The 15,590-nt window shown below is 30.1% G+C and carries 7 protein-coding genes; 5 read left to right on the top strand and 2 right to left on the bottom strand.

The features are described from left to right. Positions 1–35: 35 nt before the first annotated feature. Entirely contained in the window at positions 36–6,926 is a 6,891-nt protein-coding gene (locus Q0807_RS11065) for a T9SS type A sorting domain-containing protein (RefSeq protein WP_299109768.1), read from the bottom strand. 359 nt (positions 6,927–7,285) lie between these two features. Here Q0807_RS11065 and asnB point away from each other — a divergent pair, with 359 nt between their 5' ends. Next, complete coding sequence (asnB, locus tag Q0807_RS11060; protein ID WP_299109765.1) at positions 7,286–9,091, top strand: asparagine synthase (glutamine-hydrolyzing); 1,806 nt, start codon at positions 7,286–7,288, stop codon at positions 9,089–9,091. Positions 9,092–9,095: 4 nt separating this feature from the next. Here asnB and Q0807_RS11055 read toward each other — a convergent pair whose 3' ends face one another. Further along, a complete protein-coding gene (locus Q0807_RS11055) occupies positions 9,096–10,160 on the bottom strand; it encodes an acyltransferase (protein ID WP_299109762.1) in 1,065 nt (354 codons plus the stop codon). Positions 10,161–10,684: 524 nt separating this feature from the next. Between Q0807_RS11055 and Q0807_RS11050 the strand changes: the two genes are divergently transcribed. The 4 genes from Q0807_RS11050 to Q0807_RS11035 are packed head-to-tail and all read left to right on the top strand — an operon-like array spanning position 10,685 to position 15,585. Beyond that, positions 10,685–12,133 carry an MBOAT family protein gene (locus Q0807_RS11050; RefSeq protein WP_299109760.1) on the top strand — a complete coding sequence of 483 codons (1,449 nt, stop codon included), beginning with the start codon at positions 10,685–10,687 and terminating at the stop codon, positions 12,131–12,133. Between the two features lie 11 nt (positions 12,134–12,144). After that, a complete protein-coding gene (locus Q0807_RS11045; RefSeq protein WP_299109759.1) occupies positions 12,145–13,041 on the top strand; it encodes a hypothetical protein in 897 nt (298 codons plus the stop codon). 38 nt (positions 13,042–13,079) lie between these two features. Continuing rightward, positions 13,080–14,024 (top strand): glycosyltransferase, encoded by a 945-nt coding sequence (locus Q0807_RS11040; RefSeq protein ID WP_299109756.1) that lies wholly within the window; start codon positions 13,080–13,082, stop codon positions 14,022–14,024. A 13-nt stretch (positions 14,025–14,037) separates the two neighbouring features. Beyond that, positions 14,038–15,585 carry a lipopolysaccharide biosynthesis protein gene (locus Q0807_RS11035; RefSeq protein ID WP_299109753.1) on the top strand — a complete coding sequence of 516 codons (1,548 nt, stop codon included), beginning with the start codon at positions 14,038–14,040 and terminating at the stop codon, positions 15,583–15,585. Positions 15,586–15,590: the final 5 nt, after the last annotated feature.

Raw genomic sequence — 15,590 nt, 5'->3', positions numbered from 1 at the left:
GATTTAAGTGCTTTTTTTTTGTTATATATTTCTGTTTAATTTACAATTAACTTCTTTGTTATATCCCTTGTTTCGTCCAAAAACTTAACAAAATAAATTCCTGATTGTAGAGATGATATATTGATTGTAGTGGTTGTCGTTGGATTTAACTCATCGTTAAAAATTTGAATTTTACTAACCAACTTACCAGTTACATCAAAAATGTGAATATATGATCCTTCAAATACTCCAGTTAATTTAATATTTACTTCATTTAAAGCAGGATTCGGATAAACATCTAAATCTATTTCATCAGCATTCGTAGGTAAATCGGATTGAGTTGTACAATCTAAATCGACTTCTACCCTAACTGTTGCTTCATCAAAATCTAAAGCGTTAAACACTGTAACTGTATAATCAGTGGTTTCTGAAGGAGAGACTTGAATTGTTTCTGTCGTTTGACCAGTACTCCAAACATAATCATCACCACCTGTAGCTGTTAACGAAACTAATTCTTCAGGACATATTATAACATCCTCTCCTGCATCTGCAATAACTGGATTTAATACATTAACGGTTACTGCTTTCTCATCATAACAATCACCAATATATCCCCTAACCTCGTATGTAGTTGTAATAGAAGGACTCACTGCAATATTTGGTTGAGTAGCACCATTATTCCATTCAAACGTATTAGCGCCAGAAGCAGATAATGTTATAAAGTCTCCATTCATAATATCTACACTCTCACCATTTTCAATAACAACTTCGGGACTTGGTTCAACATAAACTGTAACTGAATCTGAATCTATTTGTTCTCCCTGTGTTATTGTTACACTATATGTTGTCGATGACAATGGGTTAACAATAATTGATTGAGAAGTTTCACCAGTACTCCACAAGTAACTATCACCTTGATTAGCCGATAAAACAACTTCATAACTCAAATTATCACAAATATGTTCATCAACACCTGCTGAAGCTACAAATAATGGTATAACAGTAACTGTTACTTCTTCCTGTAAACTATCACATGAGTTTGTCGACCCAATAACTGTATATGTTGTCGTTTCAGTAGGACCAACAGTTATTGTATTAGAAGATTCTCCTGTACTCCATAAATATGTTAACGCACCATCTACAGATAAATTAATACTTTCTCCTTCTAATATTGTAACATTTTCAGAAACATTTATGGTTGGTAAATCATTAACCATAACTGTAACACTATCTGAATCAGAGTTACCATAAGTATCTGTAGCCGTTACATTATAAGTAGTAGTTTCTAAAGGACTTATTGTTATTGAGGCAGTGGTTTCTCCTGTATTCCACAAATAACTAGCACTATCTGTAGCCGTTAAAGTAATACTCTCACCACTGCAAATGGTTAAATCACTTCCAGCATTCACTGTGAATTCTGGCAATACAATAACGGTAATTTCTTCAGTTACTTCACAATTATTTGAAGAATAACCAGTAACCGTATATGTAGTTGTAACGATTGGACTAACCTCTATTGTGTTAGAAGTTTCCAAAGTACTCCACAAATATGATTCAGCTCCAGAAACGTTTAAACTTGTACTTTCTCCTTCAAAAATTGTTAAATTTCCAACTACATCTATATTTGGTAATTCATTGACAAATACAGTAACACTATCTATAGCAGAAGTACCATATTCATCTGAGACCTCAACCACATAAGTTGTAGTTTCTGAAGGGGTAACAGTAATCGGATTCTCTATTTCTCCAGTACTCCATGTATAGTATATACTACCCGAAGCATTTAAAGTTACACTTTCTCCTTCACATATTACTACATCGTTCCCTGCATCAGCAATTACATTTGGTATTACTTCAACTGTTATTTCACTATATACCTCGCAATTATTTATTGAATATGCAGTTACACCATATATAGTAGTTTCTGATGGGCTTACACTTATTATATTCGATATTTCACCAGTACTCCATAAATAAGATTCTGCTCCATTTGCAGTTAAACTAGTGCTTTCACCAACCAAAATCGTTATATTTTCACTTGTTGTTATTGTTGGAGATTCATTTACGACTATTGTAACAGTATCTGAATCAAAATTTCCATAGTTGTCAGAAACAGTAACTGTATAAGATGTTGTTTCAATAGGACTAACTGTTATACTTGAATTATTTTCACCTGTATTCCATAAAAAATTAGCTCCACCTGACGCATTTAGGGTTATACTATCACCTAAACATATATTAGTATCACTACCAGCATCAGCAATTACTTGTGGAATAACTGTAACCGTAACTTCTTCTGTAATAACACATCCATTTTCAGAATAACCAGTTACATTGTATATAGTTGTTTCTACTGGATTAACCGTTATCGAATTTAAAGTTTCTCCAGTACTCCAAAGGTAAGAATCAGCTCCATCTACATTCAGTATAGCACTCTCACCTTCTATAATCAAAATATTTTCACTTATTGTTAATATTGGTGAATCATTAACTGTAACTGTAACACTGTCTGAATCTGAATTACCATAGTTATCACTTACATTAACTATATATGTTGTTGTTTCAGTTGGGCTTATAGTTATAGTGTCATTCATTTCTCCATTACTCCACTCATAATTACTACCTCCTGTAGCTATTAAAGTTATGCTTTCTCCTGAACAAATTTCAATATCATTCCCTGCAAATGCATTAACAACAGGAATTACTGTAACTGTAATTTCCTCTATAACTTGGCATCCACTAAAAGTATAGCCAATAACACTATAAGTTGTTGTTTGTATTGGACTAACTACAATTGAAGCTGTTGTTTCTCCGTTACTCCATAAATAGGTGTCAGCGCCACTTACTGTTAAATTTGTACTTTCTTCTTCAAAAATAACTATGTCCTCACTTACTAAAATATTTGGTAAATCATTTACAGTAACTATTAAATCATCAGAATCCGAAAACCCATAACTATCACTAACTGTTACTGTATATATTGTAGTTTCAGATGGTGTTACAGTTATTGAAGCACTAGTTTCTCCTGTACTCCATAAATAACTACCTCCACCCGAAGCATTCAATGTTATACTCTCTTCTTCACATATAGAAATATCTTCTCCAGCATAAGCGACGACTTGAGGTATAACACTAACAGTCACTTCTGCAGTGCTCTCACATCCGTTTCCTGAAAAATTTATAACACTATAAGTTGTTGTTTCTGTTGGGTTTACTACGATAGTTCCTGAGGTATCACCTGTACTCCATAAATATGATTCTCCTCCTGAAACTTCAAGTGTAGTAGAATTACCTGTAATAATTACAATATCTTCACTTATTGATAATTCAGCTATTGGAAGTACAAATACAGAAACCTCATCCGCATGTGAACAAAGACTATTTGATACCTCTACCGTGTAGACTGCATCTTCCAATGGATTTACAGTAATAGTTGGAGTAGTTTCACCTGTACTCCATAGGAATACATCACCACCTTCTGCTGTTGCAGATAGTGTTACTGGTTCTCCTTGACATGTTATTTGATCTTCTCCTGCATTTGCAATTGGAACTGGTATTACCGTTACCGTTACATCATCTGTGTCTGTATGACCATATCCATCAGCAACAGTTACAGTATAAGTTGTTGTTTCTGTTGGAGTAAATGATGGTGTTGCTACAGTCTCTCCCGAATCCCAAGTATAAGAAACACCTCCTGAAGCATTTAGAGTTACCGTATCTCCTTGACAAATTGAAATATCTTCTCCTGCATTAGCATTCAAAACTTCAACTACCGTTACTATAACTTCAGAAGTTGTTTGACAACCATTTAGTCCTTCACCTACGACAGTATATGTAGTAGTGATATCTGGAGTAACAGTAATTTCATTTGTGGTTTCGCCAGTATCCCATAAATAAAAATCAGCTCCAGAAACAACAAGAGTTGCTGAGTCACCTATCATAACATAAATATTATCACTTACTGAGAGATTAGGTGATTCGTTTACAAAAATAGTAATGTCATCAGTATCAGTAAAACCATATTCATCTTCAGCCGTTACGGTGTAAACCGTCGTCTCATTAGGGGAAACCATAATTTCTTCACCTTCATCACCAGTATTCCATGTGTAAGTATATCCTCCAGATGCATTAAGAGTAACAGTTTCTCCTTGACATATAGTAATATCTTCACCAACAAATGCGACAATCTCTGGTACAACAGTTACAGTAACATTGACAGTACTAGAACAACCGTTTGCCCCTAAAGTACTTACAGAATATGTTGTAGTAACTAATGGAAATACAGTAATAGAATTTTCAGTTTCTCCTGTGCTCCATTCATAATTATCACTTCCAGATACTGAAAGAGTAACCGAATCACCTTCTACAATTACAACATCCTCGGTAACTATAATTTCAGGTACTTCATTTACAAAAACAGTCACTTCATCCGTATCACTATAACCATAATCATCCTCTACTGTAATTAAGTAAGTCGTCGTTTCATTTGGATTAACAATAACCTCTGGTACTGTATCTCCTGTATTCCATAAATAATTTGAGCCACCTGAGGCTGTTAACGTAACCACTTCACCATTACATATTGTTACATCTTCACCAGCATTTGCTATTACCTCTGGGATTACTGTAACTGTAACAAAAGCAGTATTAGAACAATTTTCCTCACCATCTGTAGTTACAGAATAAGTTGTCGTTACTGTTGGATTTACAGAAATAAACTCTGTTGTTTCACCAGTATTCCATAAGTAATTATTATTCCCTGTTGCTGTAAGAATTGTAGATTCTCCTTCTACAATAACCAAATCTTCAGTAACTGAAATTTCTGGTAATTCATTAACAAAAACTATAACCTCATCTGAACTAGAACAACTATCATCACTAACATCAACAGTATATGTAGTATCCTCCAATGGGCTAACAACTATTGACTCTGTTGTTTCTCCAGTACTCCATAAATACGATATACCTCCGGTTGCTGTAAGTGTAATTGATTCTCCAATACAGATTGTTCTATCTTCACCTGCAAATGCTAATGGATTTTCATTAACAGTTACTGTAACGCTCACTTCCTCTGACTGACCATATTCATCCGAAACAACAACAGAATAAGTTGATGTTGCTTCTGGTGTTGTTTCAATTATAGCTGTTGTTTCTCCTGTATTCCATAAATAACTCGTTCCGCCAGTTGCTTCTAATGTAGTACTTTCCCCTTCACAAATCTGTTGGTCAATACCTGCGCTTGCTTCGAGCGCTTCGGGAAAAACCGTTATTTCCGCAGAATCTAAAAACTCTCCATCACTAGTTGTAAAAGTTATAATAACATTTCCTACTGATACAGGTGAAACCTCTCCGTTTTCATCAACCGTGGCAATAGATTCATCACTAGAACTCCATTCGCCACTAATGTATGTTGCATTTGAAGGTGTAAAAGCTACTTCTAATTGCAATGTTTCCGATAATTCAATCTCCGACGTAGATGGCGTTACCTCTAAATTTTCTAATGCAATAATGACCTCGGGTGCATCAACACTATTTAAGTATTCTTCTAACCAAGTATAACCACTAGGTGCAATATCATTATGATCTTCACCTTCAGGCACATTAGCTATAAACCATGTTTCAGGAATATGTGGATTAGAGACGTAAAAATTATCTGGTCTAGAGTTTATTACATTAGAATTAATTGAATTAACAAAATCAATATATCTCTGTTCTGAAAACCAACTTCTTACACTACCATACATTTCATAAGCTTCAAAAGCTCCCTCTCCTTGAGACATAATATTTAAATAGTCTGTATCATTTATATCTGTATAATAAGTTACTGTACCATCTGCATTTAAGGAAGCATTTGCTCCAACATCAGATATAACATCATTATAAGCGTCGGTAGCAGATTTTATTACCATAGGAACACCAACTTGAGTATACGGTGAACTTACAAATTCTGAAGAAGGTGCATATGATGTTTGAGCTCCACTTGAAAACTCAACCCAAAGTACCTCATTATTTGCATTAGGGTCTGTAAAAGCACCTTTATCTGCAATATTTCCTGCTGTGTAAATTTGGTTATTATAAGAAGAAACAAGCGGATTTAATTGGATCTGTGAACCACCACCCGTCAATGAATTACGACTCCCTAATGAATAGTAATTATTAATATGATTTAATTTAGTATTACCTTCAACCATTGACAATCGATATTGCCAATTATGGGTTACATTATTAATTATATCTACTCTTCCATTTGTAGCGACATTAGGAGTTCTGTGCGAAATATTATAAAATAAAGAATTTAAATAACTATTATCATAACTATTTCCGGGAGTAGCAGAATCTCCAAATAATGATCCAGTTTTAGCCTCTGCAACTAATAATCTTTGATATGTTACATTGTGTGTACCTTGTCCTCTTAAACTAATACATTCATCTCCTCCATAGCTGACGGATAAATGATCCATGATAATATTTGATGCACCTGCTGAATTTCCATAAAATTCAAAAGCATCATCTCCAGACTGTCTTGGTCTTAATCTTAAATACCTAACAATAAAATTATTAATATCCTGTCCTCTAAATCTTTGATAAGTCGATGAAGTAATTGTAATACCTCCAACCGGAGCAGATTGTCCAGCAATTGTAACATCAGAACCTCCTAAAGTTAGCCATGAGGTTAAATCTATAATCCCACTTACATCAAATACAATCGTAGAAGGTCTTGGCTGAGCAAGAGCCCATCGAAACGTACCTTCAGAATTATCATCTAAAAGACTAGTTACATGATAAACATAACCACCTCTTCCACCTGATGCAAAAGCGCCGCCTCCATAAGCCGATGGAAATGCTTTTTGTTGGGCAAACGAGATAAAATTGGGGAGTAAAAATAATAGTAAAACAATATATCTTAGGCTATAAGGATAACCTATTAGTAAATTAGGGGATTTCATAAAATTCGCGATTTTAGCGTATAATTCAATAGCAATCTATAAAAATAAAAAGTATAACAAAGTTTAAAAGTATAATATTTCGATGTAACGTTTTTATTTGTAAGTATTAATTTACAAATATGTAATCTAATATAAATACTATCTATATACGGTATAAAATAAGGTTTAGATGTTAAAGGGGAAAAATTAACATTTAAACCAAATCTAACGTACATTAAAACTTAAAACTTGAATATTTTTATAACATCCCAAAAATAAGCATTATATGTTTAAACGTAAAATATTAACTTACAACGAATTTTCAATTAAAATGTGTTTTCATAAAATTAAAATGTGTTTTTTTACAAAAATTAAAAAATATGTGCGGCATATATTTAACCAACATACCTTTTGAACGAGAGGAAATTAAAACTAAATTAAATTCAATATCGTATAGAGGTCCTGATTTTACTGGGATTGAAAAAATTAATGGTTTAACGTTTGGTCATCTTCGTCTTTCAATATTAGACTTAGACCCTCGCTCAAATCAACCTATGGCGCACAAAGAATTAACTATTGTTTTTAATGGAGAAATCTATAATTATAAAGATGTTAAAAAAGAATTAATTGAATTAGGTTACTCATTTAATACCGAAAGCGACACTGAAGTGTTATTAATAGGATTTAAGCACTGGGGAAAAGAAATACTTCATAAAATAAACGGAATGTTTGCTTTTAGCATCTATAATTCTGTAACAAATATATTGTTCTCTGCTAGAGATAGATTAGGTGTTAAACCATTTTATTATTCTTGGGATGGTGAAAAATTTGAAATCTGTAGTCAAATAAGACCGTTATTAGGTGATAAAAAAATTGATGAAAATTCAATTTCTATATTTTTAGATTGTGGGTACGTTCCAAGTCCCTTTACAATAGTAGAAAATGTTTTTAAATTACCTCCTGGTAATTATTGTGAGCTTGATTTAAATTCCAATAAACTAAAAATAGAAGAATATTGGAATCTAAAGAAAGTTGAAACTAAAAAAATAAGTTATGAAACGGCCGTTAGTGAATTACATGAATTATTATTAGATTCTGTAAAAATAAGACTGCAATCGGATGTTCCCATAGGTTCATTTTTATCAGGAGGTATAGATTCTGCCCTAATATCAAGCCTAGCCTCAAAAATATCTACCGAACCAATAAATACATTTTGTATAGGTTTTGACGACCCAGAATTTGATGAAAGTAAGATAGCTGAGAAATTTGGAAAGATCATGAAATCTAACCATAAAACTACCGTTTGTAATCAACAAGACATTGTTAACTTAGTTCCTAAATTAGCTAAGGTCTATGATGAACCCTTTGCGGACAGTTCTGCCTTACCTACATTGCTATTAAATTCTGTTGCTAAAAAGCATGTCACAGTTGCTTTATCTGGTGATGGTGGTGACGAAAGTTTTTTAGGATATGATCATTTTGATTCTTTAATAAAAAACAAAGCAATTATAGATATCCCTTTTACAATTAGAAAATTATTGTCTAAACCTTTCTTTTTAAATTTAATAGGGAAAAATTCGCATAGAGTTAGAAATGCTTTAAATACTAAAACTAGAAATGACTTTATTGAAAATATTTTTTCAAGAAAAGGCCTTCTTTTAAATAAAAAAAAACAAGGCTGGATGTCCCATTATCAAGGGTATAAAAAATGGTCTACTAACTTTTTGCAAAAAGCAGCTGACCTAAACATTAAGCTTTGGTTAGAGAATGACAGTAACGTAAAAGTGGACAGAGCCAGTATGGCTTATTCCGTTGAAGTAAGAAGCCCTTTTTTAGATTATCGGGTAATTGAATATGCAAGAACTTTACCTGTTTCATATCGATACCAAAAAGGAAGACAGAAAAGAATTCTTAGAGACATTTTAAAAGAATATATACCAGAAGAAGTTTTTAACCAACCAAAAAGAGGTTTTAAAGCACCTATAGGTGATTGGATGAGAGTTGAATTACGCGATGAATTTTATAGTACTTTAAATGATGACTTTTTAAATAAAGTCCCAAATTTAAATGTCAATAAATTTAAAACTCTTTTAGATGAACACATGAATAAAGGTGAAAACCACACACCTCACATTTGGAAATTATATGTTCTCGGAAAATGGTATAAAGAATTTAATTTCCTTTAATATTTTATTTTATATATGGTATTATCTTAATTAATATTTTATTTTTCGTTGGTAACATTCTATTCACTAAATCAAGCTGTATTTTTGTAATAATAATTCCAAATGATAATAAAAATATAAATTTCAAAATAAACAACCCTATTATTTCATAGTGACCAAAGAAGTTTTTCCATAAATAATATGCTAGTATATGCCAAAGATAGATCCACAAGGAATTTGAAGAAAGCCATATTAAAACCTTTTTATATTTTACAAAGTTTATAACTGAATATCTAAAAATCATCAAATAGATTAAATTAACCCAAAACAATGCATAAGAAAGATAGTATAGCGTAGGTGGATACTTATAATTTTGAGTTGAAACAAATATACCATTACTGTAATATTTTTTTATTGCCATGATGATAAATATCAATAATGAAAATATGGTTACATAAATAACATGATGGGTTTTCATATTATTTAATCTTAAACCATACAAATACAAAGCTGTATAGGGAAAAACTAATAAAATAGTATTTTCAATTAAATGTAACGATTCAACCGGAATATAATCTGATACAAAATAATTTCCCAATTCGTAAAGAACATAAAAAAGAAAAATGATTGAAAAATAAGCTCGGTTTCTTATTTTAGAATTGCTAAACCTTAGACCAAATGGTGTTAAAAGCGCTAGCATCAAATATATTTTTAATATCCAAACAAATCCAATTCCTTCATAAAACAAAAAAGTACTAATTACTGTGTTAATATTAAAAGGATAATCTTGGTTAAAAATAAACGTAACCACATAAAAAAGTAAAAAAAAGACTATTAAAAATATCCATGCTGGAAGTGTAAGCTTAGTAATTCTTTTTTTATAAAATGGAATCAATTCAATAGATTTATTTTTATAAATAAACGCATAAGTTAGAGATGACGCCACTATTAGCAAAGGCGTACCGAAATTTCTTAATTGAAAAAAAACGGATGGAGGTTTGGCGTGTGCAACCATTATAATTAAGACACCCAAAAAGCGTAATAAATCAAGATTTACATTTCTTGATTTATTCGTTTTCTTATTTTTCATAATAATCTTATTGAAAAAGTATTAACAGCTATCGTATATATATATATATAACTCTTAAAATCAATTGATTAAATGGATAAAATACCTTATTAAGGGTTATTATCTAATTTCATGAAGCTTTTTTATTACATTTCATCGAGTTTAATAGAATTTCCTTGATATTCAAGGTGTTTAACGTTAAAACCAGTACTTAATGTAAAAAATTTTATCAATTGTTTTAATTCTTACACATTTGCATTGTTTATTTAATTTACCCCAAGTCTAAATGAAATATAGGCAAGCTAAATTTAATGCCATTTTAAGTACGTTTCTTTTTCGAAAAAAACCTAACTACTCGCTCTTTTATTACTTTATTTGTGATGTATATTTGGCCTGCCTCAATTTTTTATTAAATATTGTGCAAATAAGATCAATTTCAACCTCTATAATATTTAGAAACGATTTTACTTTTTGCCACCTTAATGATAGAATACACAAAGCAATTTATAGATTGCAATTTAATTTTTAAACTATAAAAATAGAGTATGCTTTTTAATTCGTTTGAATTTGTTATTTTCTTTTGTATTGTATTTTTTATCTATTACAAATCTTACAATAACTTAAAATTTCAAAATATCCTATTATTAGTTTCTAGTTATATTTTTTATGGCTGGTGGGATTGGAAATTTTTAACATTAATAGTTATTAGCTCCTTAAGCGACTATATTATTGGAAAAGCTATAGATGAATCTGATAATAAAAAGAAAAGAAAACAGCTACTAATTTTAAGCCTAACTATTAACCTAGGTATTCTTGGGTTCTTTAAATATTATAATTTCTTTTCACAATCATTTTCAGACTTTGTAGCTCTATTTGGATTTGAAACTAATCCATTCTTGTTAAATATTGTATTACCTGTAGGTATTAGTTTTTACACATTTCAGACAATGAGCTACACTATTGATATTTACAAAGGAAAAATGAAATCTAATAAAAATTTATTGGAGTTTATGACTTTTGTATCATTCTTTCCTCAATTAGTTGCTGGTCCAATAGAAAGAGCTTCTCACCTACTCCCACAATTTTCTAAGAAAAGAACATTTAACCTTTATGAATTTAAAGAAGGAGCGAAACAAGGACTTTGGGGACTTTTTAAGAAAATCGTTATTGCTGACAATTGTGCTTTTTATGCTAATCAAATATTTGAAAACTCTGATAGTTATCCTGGTAGTGTCTTAGTAATTGGTGTTATTTTATTTGCTTTTCAAATTTATGGTGATTTTTCTGGTTATTCTGATATAGCTATAGGTATATCTCGAATGATGGGAATTGATTTAATGCAAAACTTTAAATCCCCATATTTATCTGAGAACATACAAGACTTTTGGAGACGTTGGCATATTTCATTGTCAACATGGTTTAGAGATTATGTTTATATTCCTCTAGGTGGTAGTAAGGTCGATTCAAGTTTTAGAAGATCTTTAAATATTATTATTACCTTCACTGTTAGCGGATTTTGGCATGGAGCAAATTGGACATTTATTATTTGGGGTGCCTTACATTCACTATTTTATTTCATTCAGACTAGTTATAGTCGAAACATGGCAACGGTAAAAATTCTACCAGAAAAATTTGTGAAATTTTTTAGTATCCTAATAACTTTTATTGCCGTGACATTTGCTTGGATATTCTTTAGAGCAGACTCATTTAGCCATGCTATTAGTTATATTTCAGAGATAATATCAAGTTCAATATTAACAAACCCTATGAGCTATATAAAAACAATGGGGTCTACTGTAAAACCTTTTATAATTGTTATTGGCCTTATTTATTTAAGTTTATTTGAAATTTTCAATAGAGATTCAAACTATTCTTTTCAAGTAGGCCATTTCAGAGCTCCTGTAAGAACTGTTTTGTACTCCTCACTAATTCTGTTAATAATTTTCTTTAGAGCAACAGGAGGAGCCATAGACTTCATTTACTTTCAATTTTAAATCAATTAGTTATGAAAAGTATATTTATAAAATTAACTCCATATATAATTGTTTTTATAATCGTAAATATTTATTCCTTTAAAACGAGTGATTTCTTTAAGCAAGAAAAAAAGTATATTGAAAGAATTGATTCTGTTTTAGATTCACAATCTGAAATAGTTTTTCTTGGAGACTCCCATGTCGAGACTATTAAACTTTTAAACCTCTCAAATAATTTAGGAAATCTAGCTTTTGGAGCAGACGGTGTTTACGAGATGTATATTAAGGTATTGTCAATGATTAAATACAATAAAAATTTAAAATACGTCTTTATTGCAACTGAACCGCAAATATTTAATAATTCAAGCTCATCAAATAGCACGTTTTTAAATAAGTACCTTCTAAAACTTGATGACACTTTAAATGTATATAATAAGTCTAAGCTTAATTTAATAACTGAGAAAGTGCCATTATTTAATGATAGTTACATAAGTTTTGCGTTAAATGAAATTTACTCAAACTTAAAGCCTAGTAGTAATAGTGACAAAAAAGTTTGGAGTGAATTATCTAATGAGGAAAGAATTGAAATAGCTACGAATACCGGTATCTCTGATCATTCGTCAGTAATGACAAACCAAAGTTTTATTAACACTTATAAAACTATTATTGAAATATGTAAAACCAATAATATTAAAGTTATAGGTGTAAGATTTCCTGTAAATGAAAATTATATTAATCAATGTAAAAACGATGAACGAAAGAAAGTAGACGACTTTATAAAGACTCTAAATTTAGATTTAAACCTTGACTATTCTACTAAAATTACAAACCCTATTTACTTTGATGATGAAGATCATTTAAATAAAAAAGGAATCGAAATACTATCTAATATCATCTTTGAAGATTCAGGAATTAAGATTAAAAAATAATCTACAAAAGCACTTTTGTATTAAAGGCTAATTATCACATGACCAATTTAATATCAGTTATAGTACCAGTTTACAACGCAGAACAATATTTAGAGCGTTGTATTAATAGTATAGCGAACCAAACCTACAGAAACCTAGAAATTATTTTAATTAATGATGGTTCATCTGATAGTAGTAAAACCATTTGTAACTCTTTCGCTACAAATGATACTCGTATAACTGTTGTAAATCAGCAAAATGGAGGTTCTAGTATTGCTAGAAATACTGGGTTAGAAATTGCTAAAGGTGATTTTATTTCGTTTATAGATAGCGATGATTATATAGAGCCTATTATGCTAGAAAAAATGCTTAATCTATTGCTTGAAAATAATCTTGAAGTTGTAGAAATAGAAAGAAATTCAGCTGAGAACAATGTGGTTTTTGACGATAGTTTTAAGATTGAAAATTCAATAACTGCTACAAAAAGAATTATAAATACAACAAGTTTTCAAGTTTGGAAAAGACTTTACAAAAGATCTATTGTTGAAAACATGAGGTTTATTCCAAACATTATTCACCAAGATGTTTTCTTTACCATTGACGTTATTAATAAAGTTAATTCAATCGGTTTTTTAAACAGTCCTCTTTACCAATATAATAGAGAAAGTATAGGTATTATTAGAAGTAACTATTCAGAAATGAAAAGAGATATCGCTATAAGAGCTACAGAATATATAAAATCTAATATTGCTGATGATATTGAACTAAATAAAGTAGTCAATAATTATATTGTTGGTTACTATACCGATCATTATTTTTTATTAAGCAGAAATACAAATTTTGACCAAAATGGTAATTATAGAAAGAAACTGAGAACTTCTATTTTAAAATCTTTAAATGTTTCAAATGTTTCATTGCGCTCCTTTATGGTAATAGTTTTACCAAGAAAAGTTATTGAATTTATATCTGTATCTTATAAAGCAGTTAAGTCTAAACAACCTTAAAAGCTAATTTGATATGTCAAGATTGTCATTAACATTCAAAAATGCTTGGATTTCTTTAGTTTTCCATTTTGTATACATAGTTATTCAATTCTATTCTAGAAATATATTTTTAGATAATTTAGGTGATGAATTTATGGGAGTTGTTGGTGTTTTAAAAAGCATATTACAATTCTTAAATCTCTCAGAGTTAGGTATTGGAGCTGCCGTAGGATTTTCGCTTTACAAACCTATTTACGAGAACAATCAAGATAAAATAAATGAAATTATCGGTTATCTTGGTTTTTTATATAAACGTATTGGTCTTTTTGTTTTATCCGTAGGTGTTTGTTTAATTGTATTTTTTCCCTATATTTTTGAAACTACAGAGATTAGTTTAGGTATAATAATATTCTTATTTCTATCCCTACTTTCTAGTAATTTATTGACCTATTTCTTTGCTTATCATGTATTCCTTATGGAGGCAGATCAAAAAGGTTATATGAATATTACAATCAATCAATCTATTTTTGTTCTACGTCTTGGACTGCAATGTTTAGTTTTAATTTATTTTGAAAGTATATTATTATGGATTTTCTTAGAACTTTCTACCCCATTTATATATATATATTTATTGCGTAAAAAAATCAAAAAAACTTATCCATGGTTAAATTTTAAGTTTAAAACAACAAAAGAGGTTAGAGAACGAAATCATGAATTATTAAAGAAAATTAAGCAATTAAGCTTTCATAAAATAGGTGGATTTGTATCTAATGGAACAGATAATATTGTGATTTTTTCTTTTATAAATCCGGCTACAGTTGCCTTTGTTGGTAATTACCAACTTGTAATGAATAATATCAATACACTCGTTAGTCAAATTTTTAATGGTACTAATTCTGCTGTAGGAAACTTAGTTGCAGAAAATGACATTAAGAGTATGATTAAAGTGTTTTGGGAAATGATGGCATTACGCTTTTTTCTTGCAGGATGCGCCTCTGTTATGCTTTTTGTTGGCTTTGATGATTTAATTATGATATGGTTAGAAGATAGTAAGTACTTAATGTCTCATAATGTATTAATTGCACTAATAACTATATTCTTTATATTACAAGTAAGAAATCCTGTTGATACCTATATACAGGCTTATGGACTTTATGCAGATGTTTGGGCTCCTTTAGCTCAGAGTATTATAAATTTAGTGTTTTCAATTTTATTTGTTATTAAATTCGGTGTTATTGGGATATTTATAGGTACAATTATTAGTCAAGCAACAATAATAATGATTTGGCGGCCATATTACTTATTTACCAAAGGATTTGAAATTAACCATTTTAAATACTGGATAGGCTTTTGTGGTCATTTACTATATTTACTGTCTGCTGCTCTATTATTCTATATTTTAATTGATTTTATTAATTTTGACACAACTTCCAATTTATTATATTTAATATTGAAGCTTATTAAGTTAGGTACTTTATTTTCTATTATCTATTATTTAATTTTAAGTGTTTTCAGTAAAGGTTTTAGAAATATTAACATTAGAATAATTTCTTTTGTAAAACAAAAAATGAATAAAAAGTAGACATA

Origin of the sequence: uncultured Winogradskyella sp., from assembly GCF_947495255.1 — a bacterium.
GTDB lineage: Bacteria > Bacteroidota > Bacteroidia > Flavobacteriales > Flavobacteriaceae > Winogradskyella.
The sequence above is the reverse complement of the archived record's forward strand: the minus strand, read 5'-3'. Positions and strand labels throughout refer to the sequence as shown.

Excerpts from the sequence above, each read along its gene's own strand:
- Q0807_RS11065 (WP_299109768.1), bottom strand. The coding sequence starts at position 6,926 with ATGAAATCCCCTAATTTACTAATAGGTTATCCTTATAGCCTAAGATAT.
- asnB (WP_299109765.1), top strand. The coding sequence starts at position 7,286 with ATGTGCGGCATATATTTAACCAACATACCTTTTGAACGAGAGGAAATT.
- Q0807_RS11055 (WP_299109762.1), bottom strand. The coding sequence starts at position 10,160 with ATGAAAAATAAGAAAACGAATAAATCAAGAAATGTAAATCTTGATTTA.
- Q0807_RS11050 (WP_299109760.1), top strand. The coding sequence starts at position 10,685 with ATGCTTTTTAATTCGTTTGAATTTGTTATTTTCTTTTGTATTGTATTT.
- Q0807_RS11045 (WP_299109759.1), top strand. The coding sequence starts at position 12,145 with ATGAAAAGTATATTTATAAAATTAACTCCATATATAATTGTTTTTATA.
- Q0807_RS11040 (WP_299109756.1), top strand. The coding sequence starts at position 13,080 with ATGACCAATTTAATATCAGTTATAGTACCAGTTTACAACGCAGAACAA.
- Q0807_RS11035 (WP_299109753.1), top strand. The coding sequence starts at position 14,038 with ATGTCAAGATTGTCATTAACATTCAAAAATGCTTGGATTTCTTTAGTT.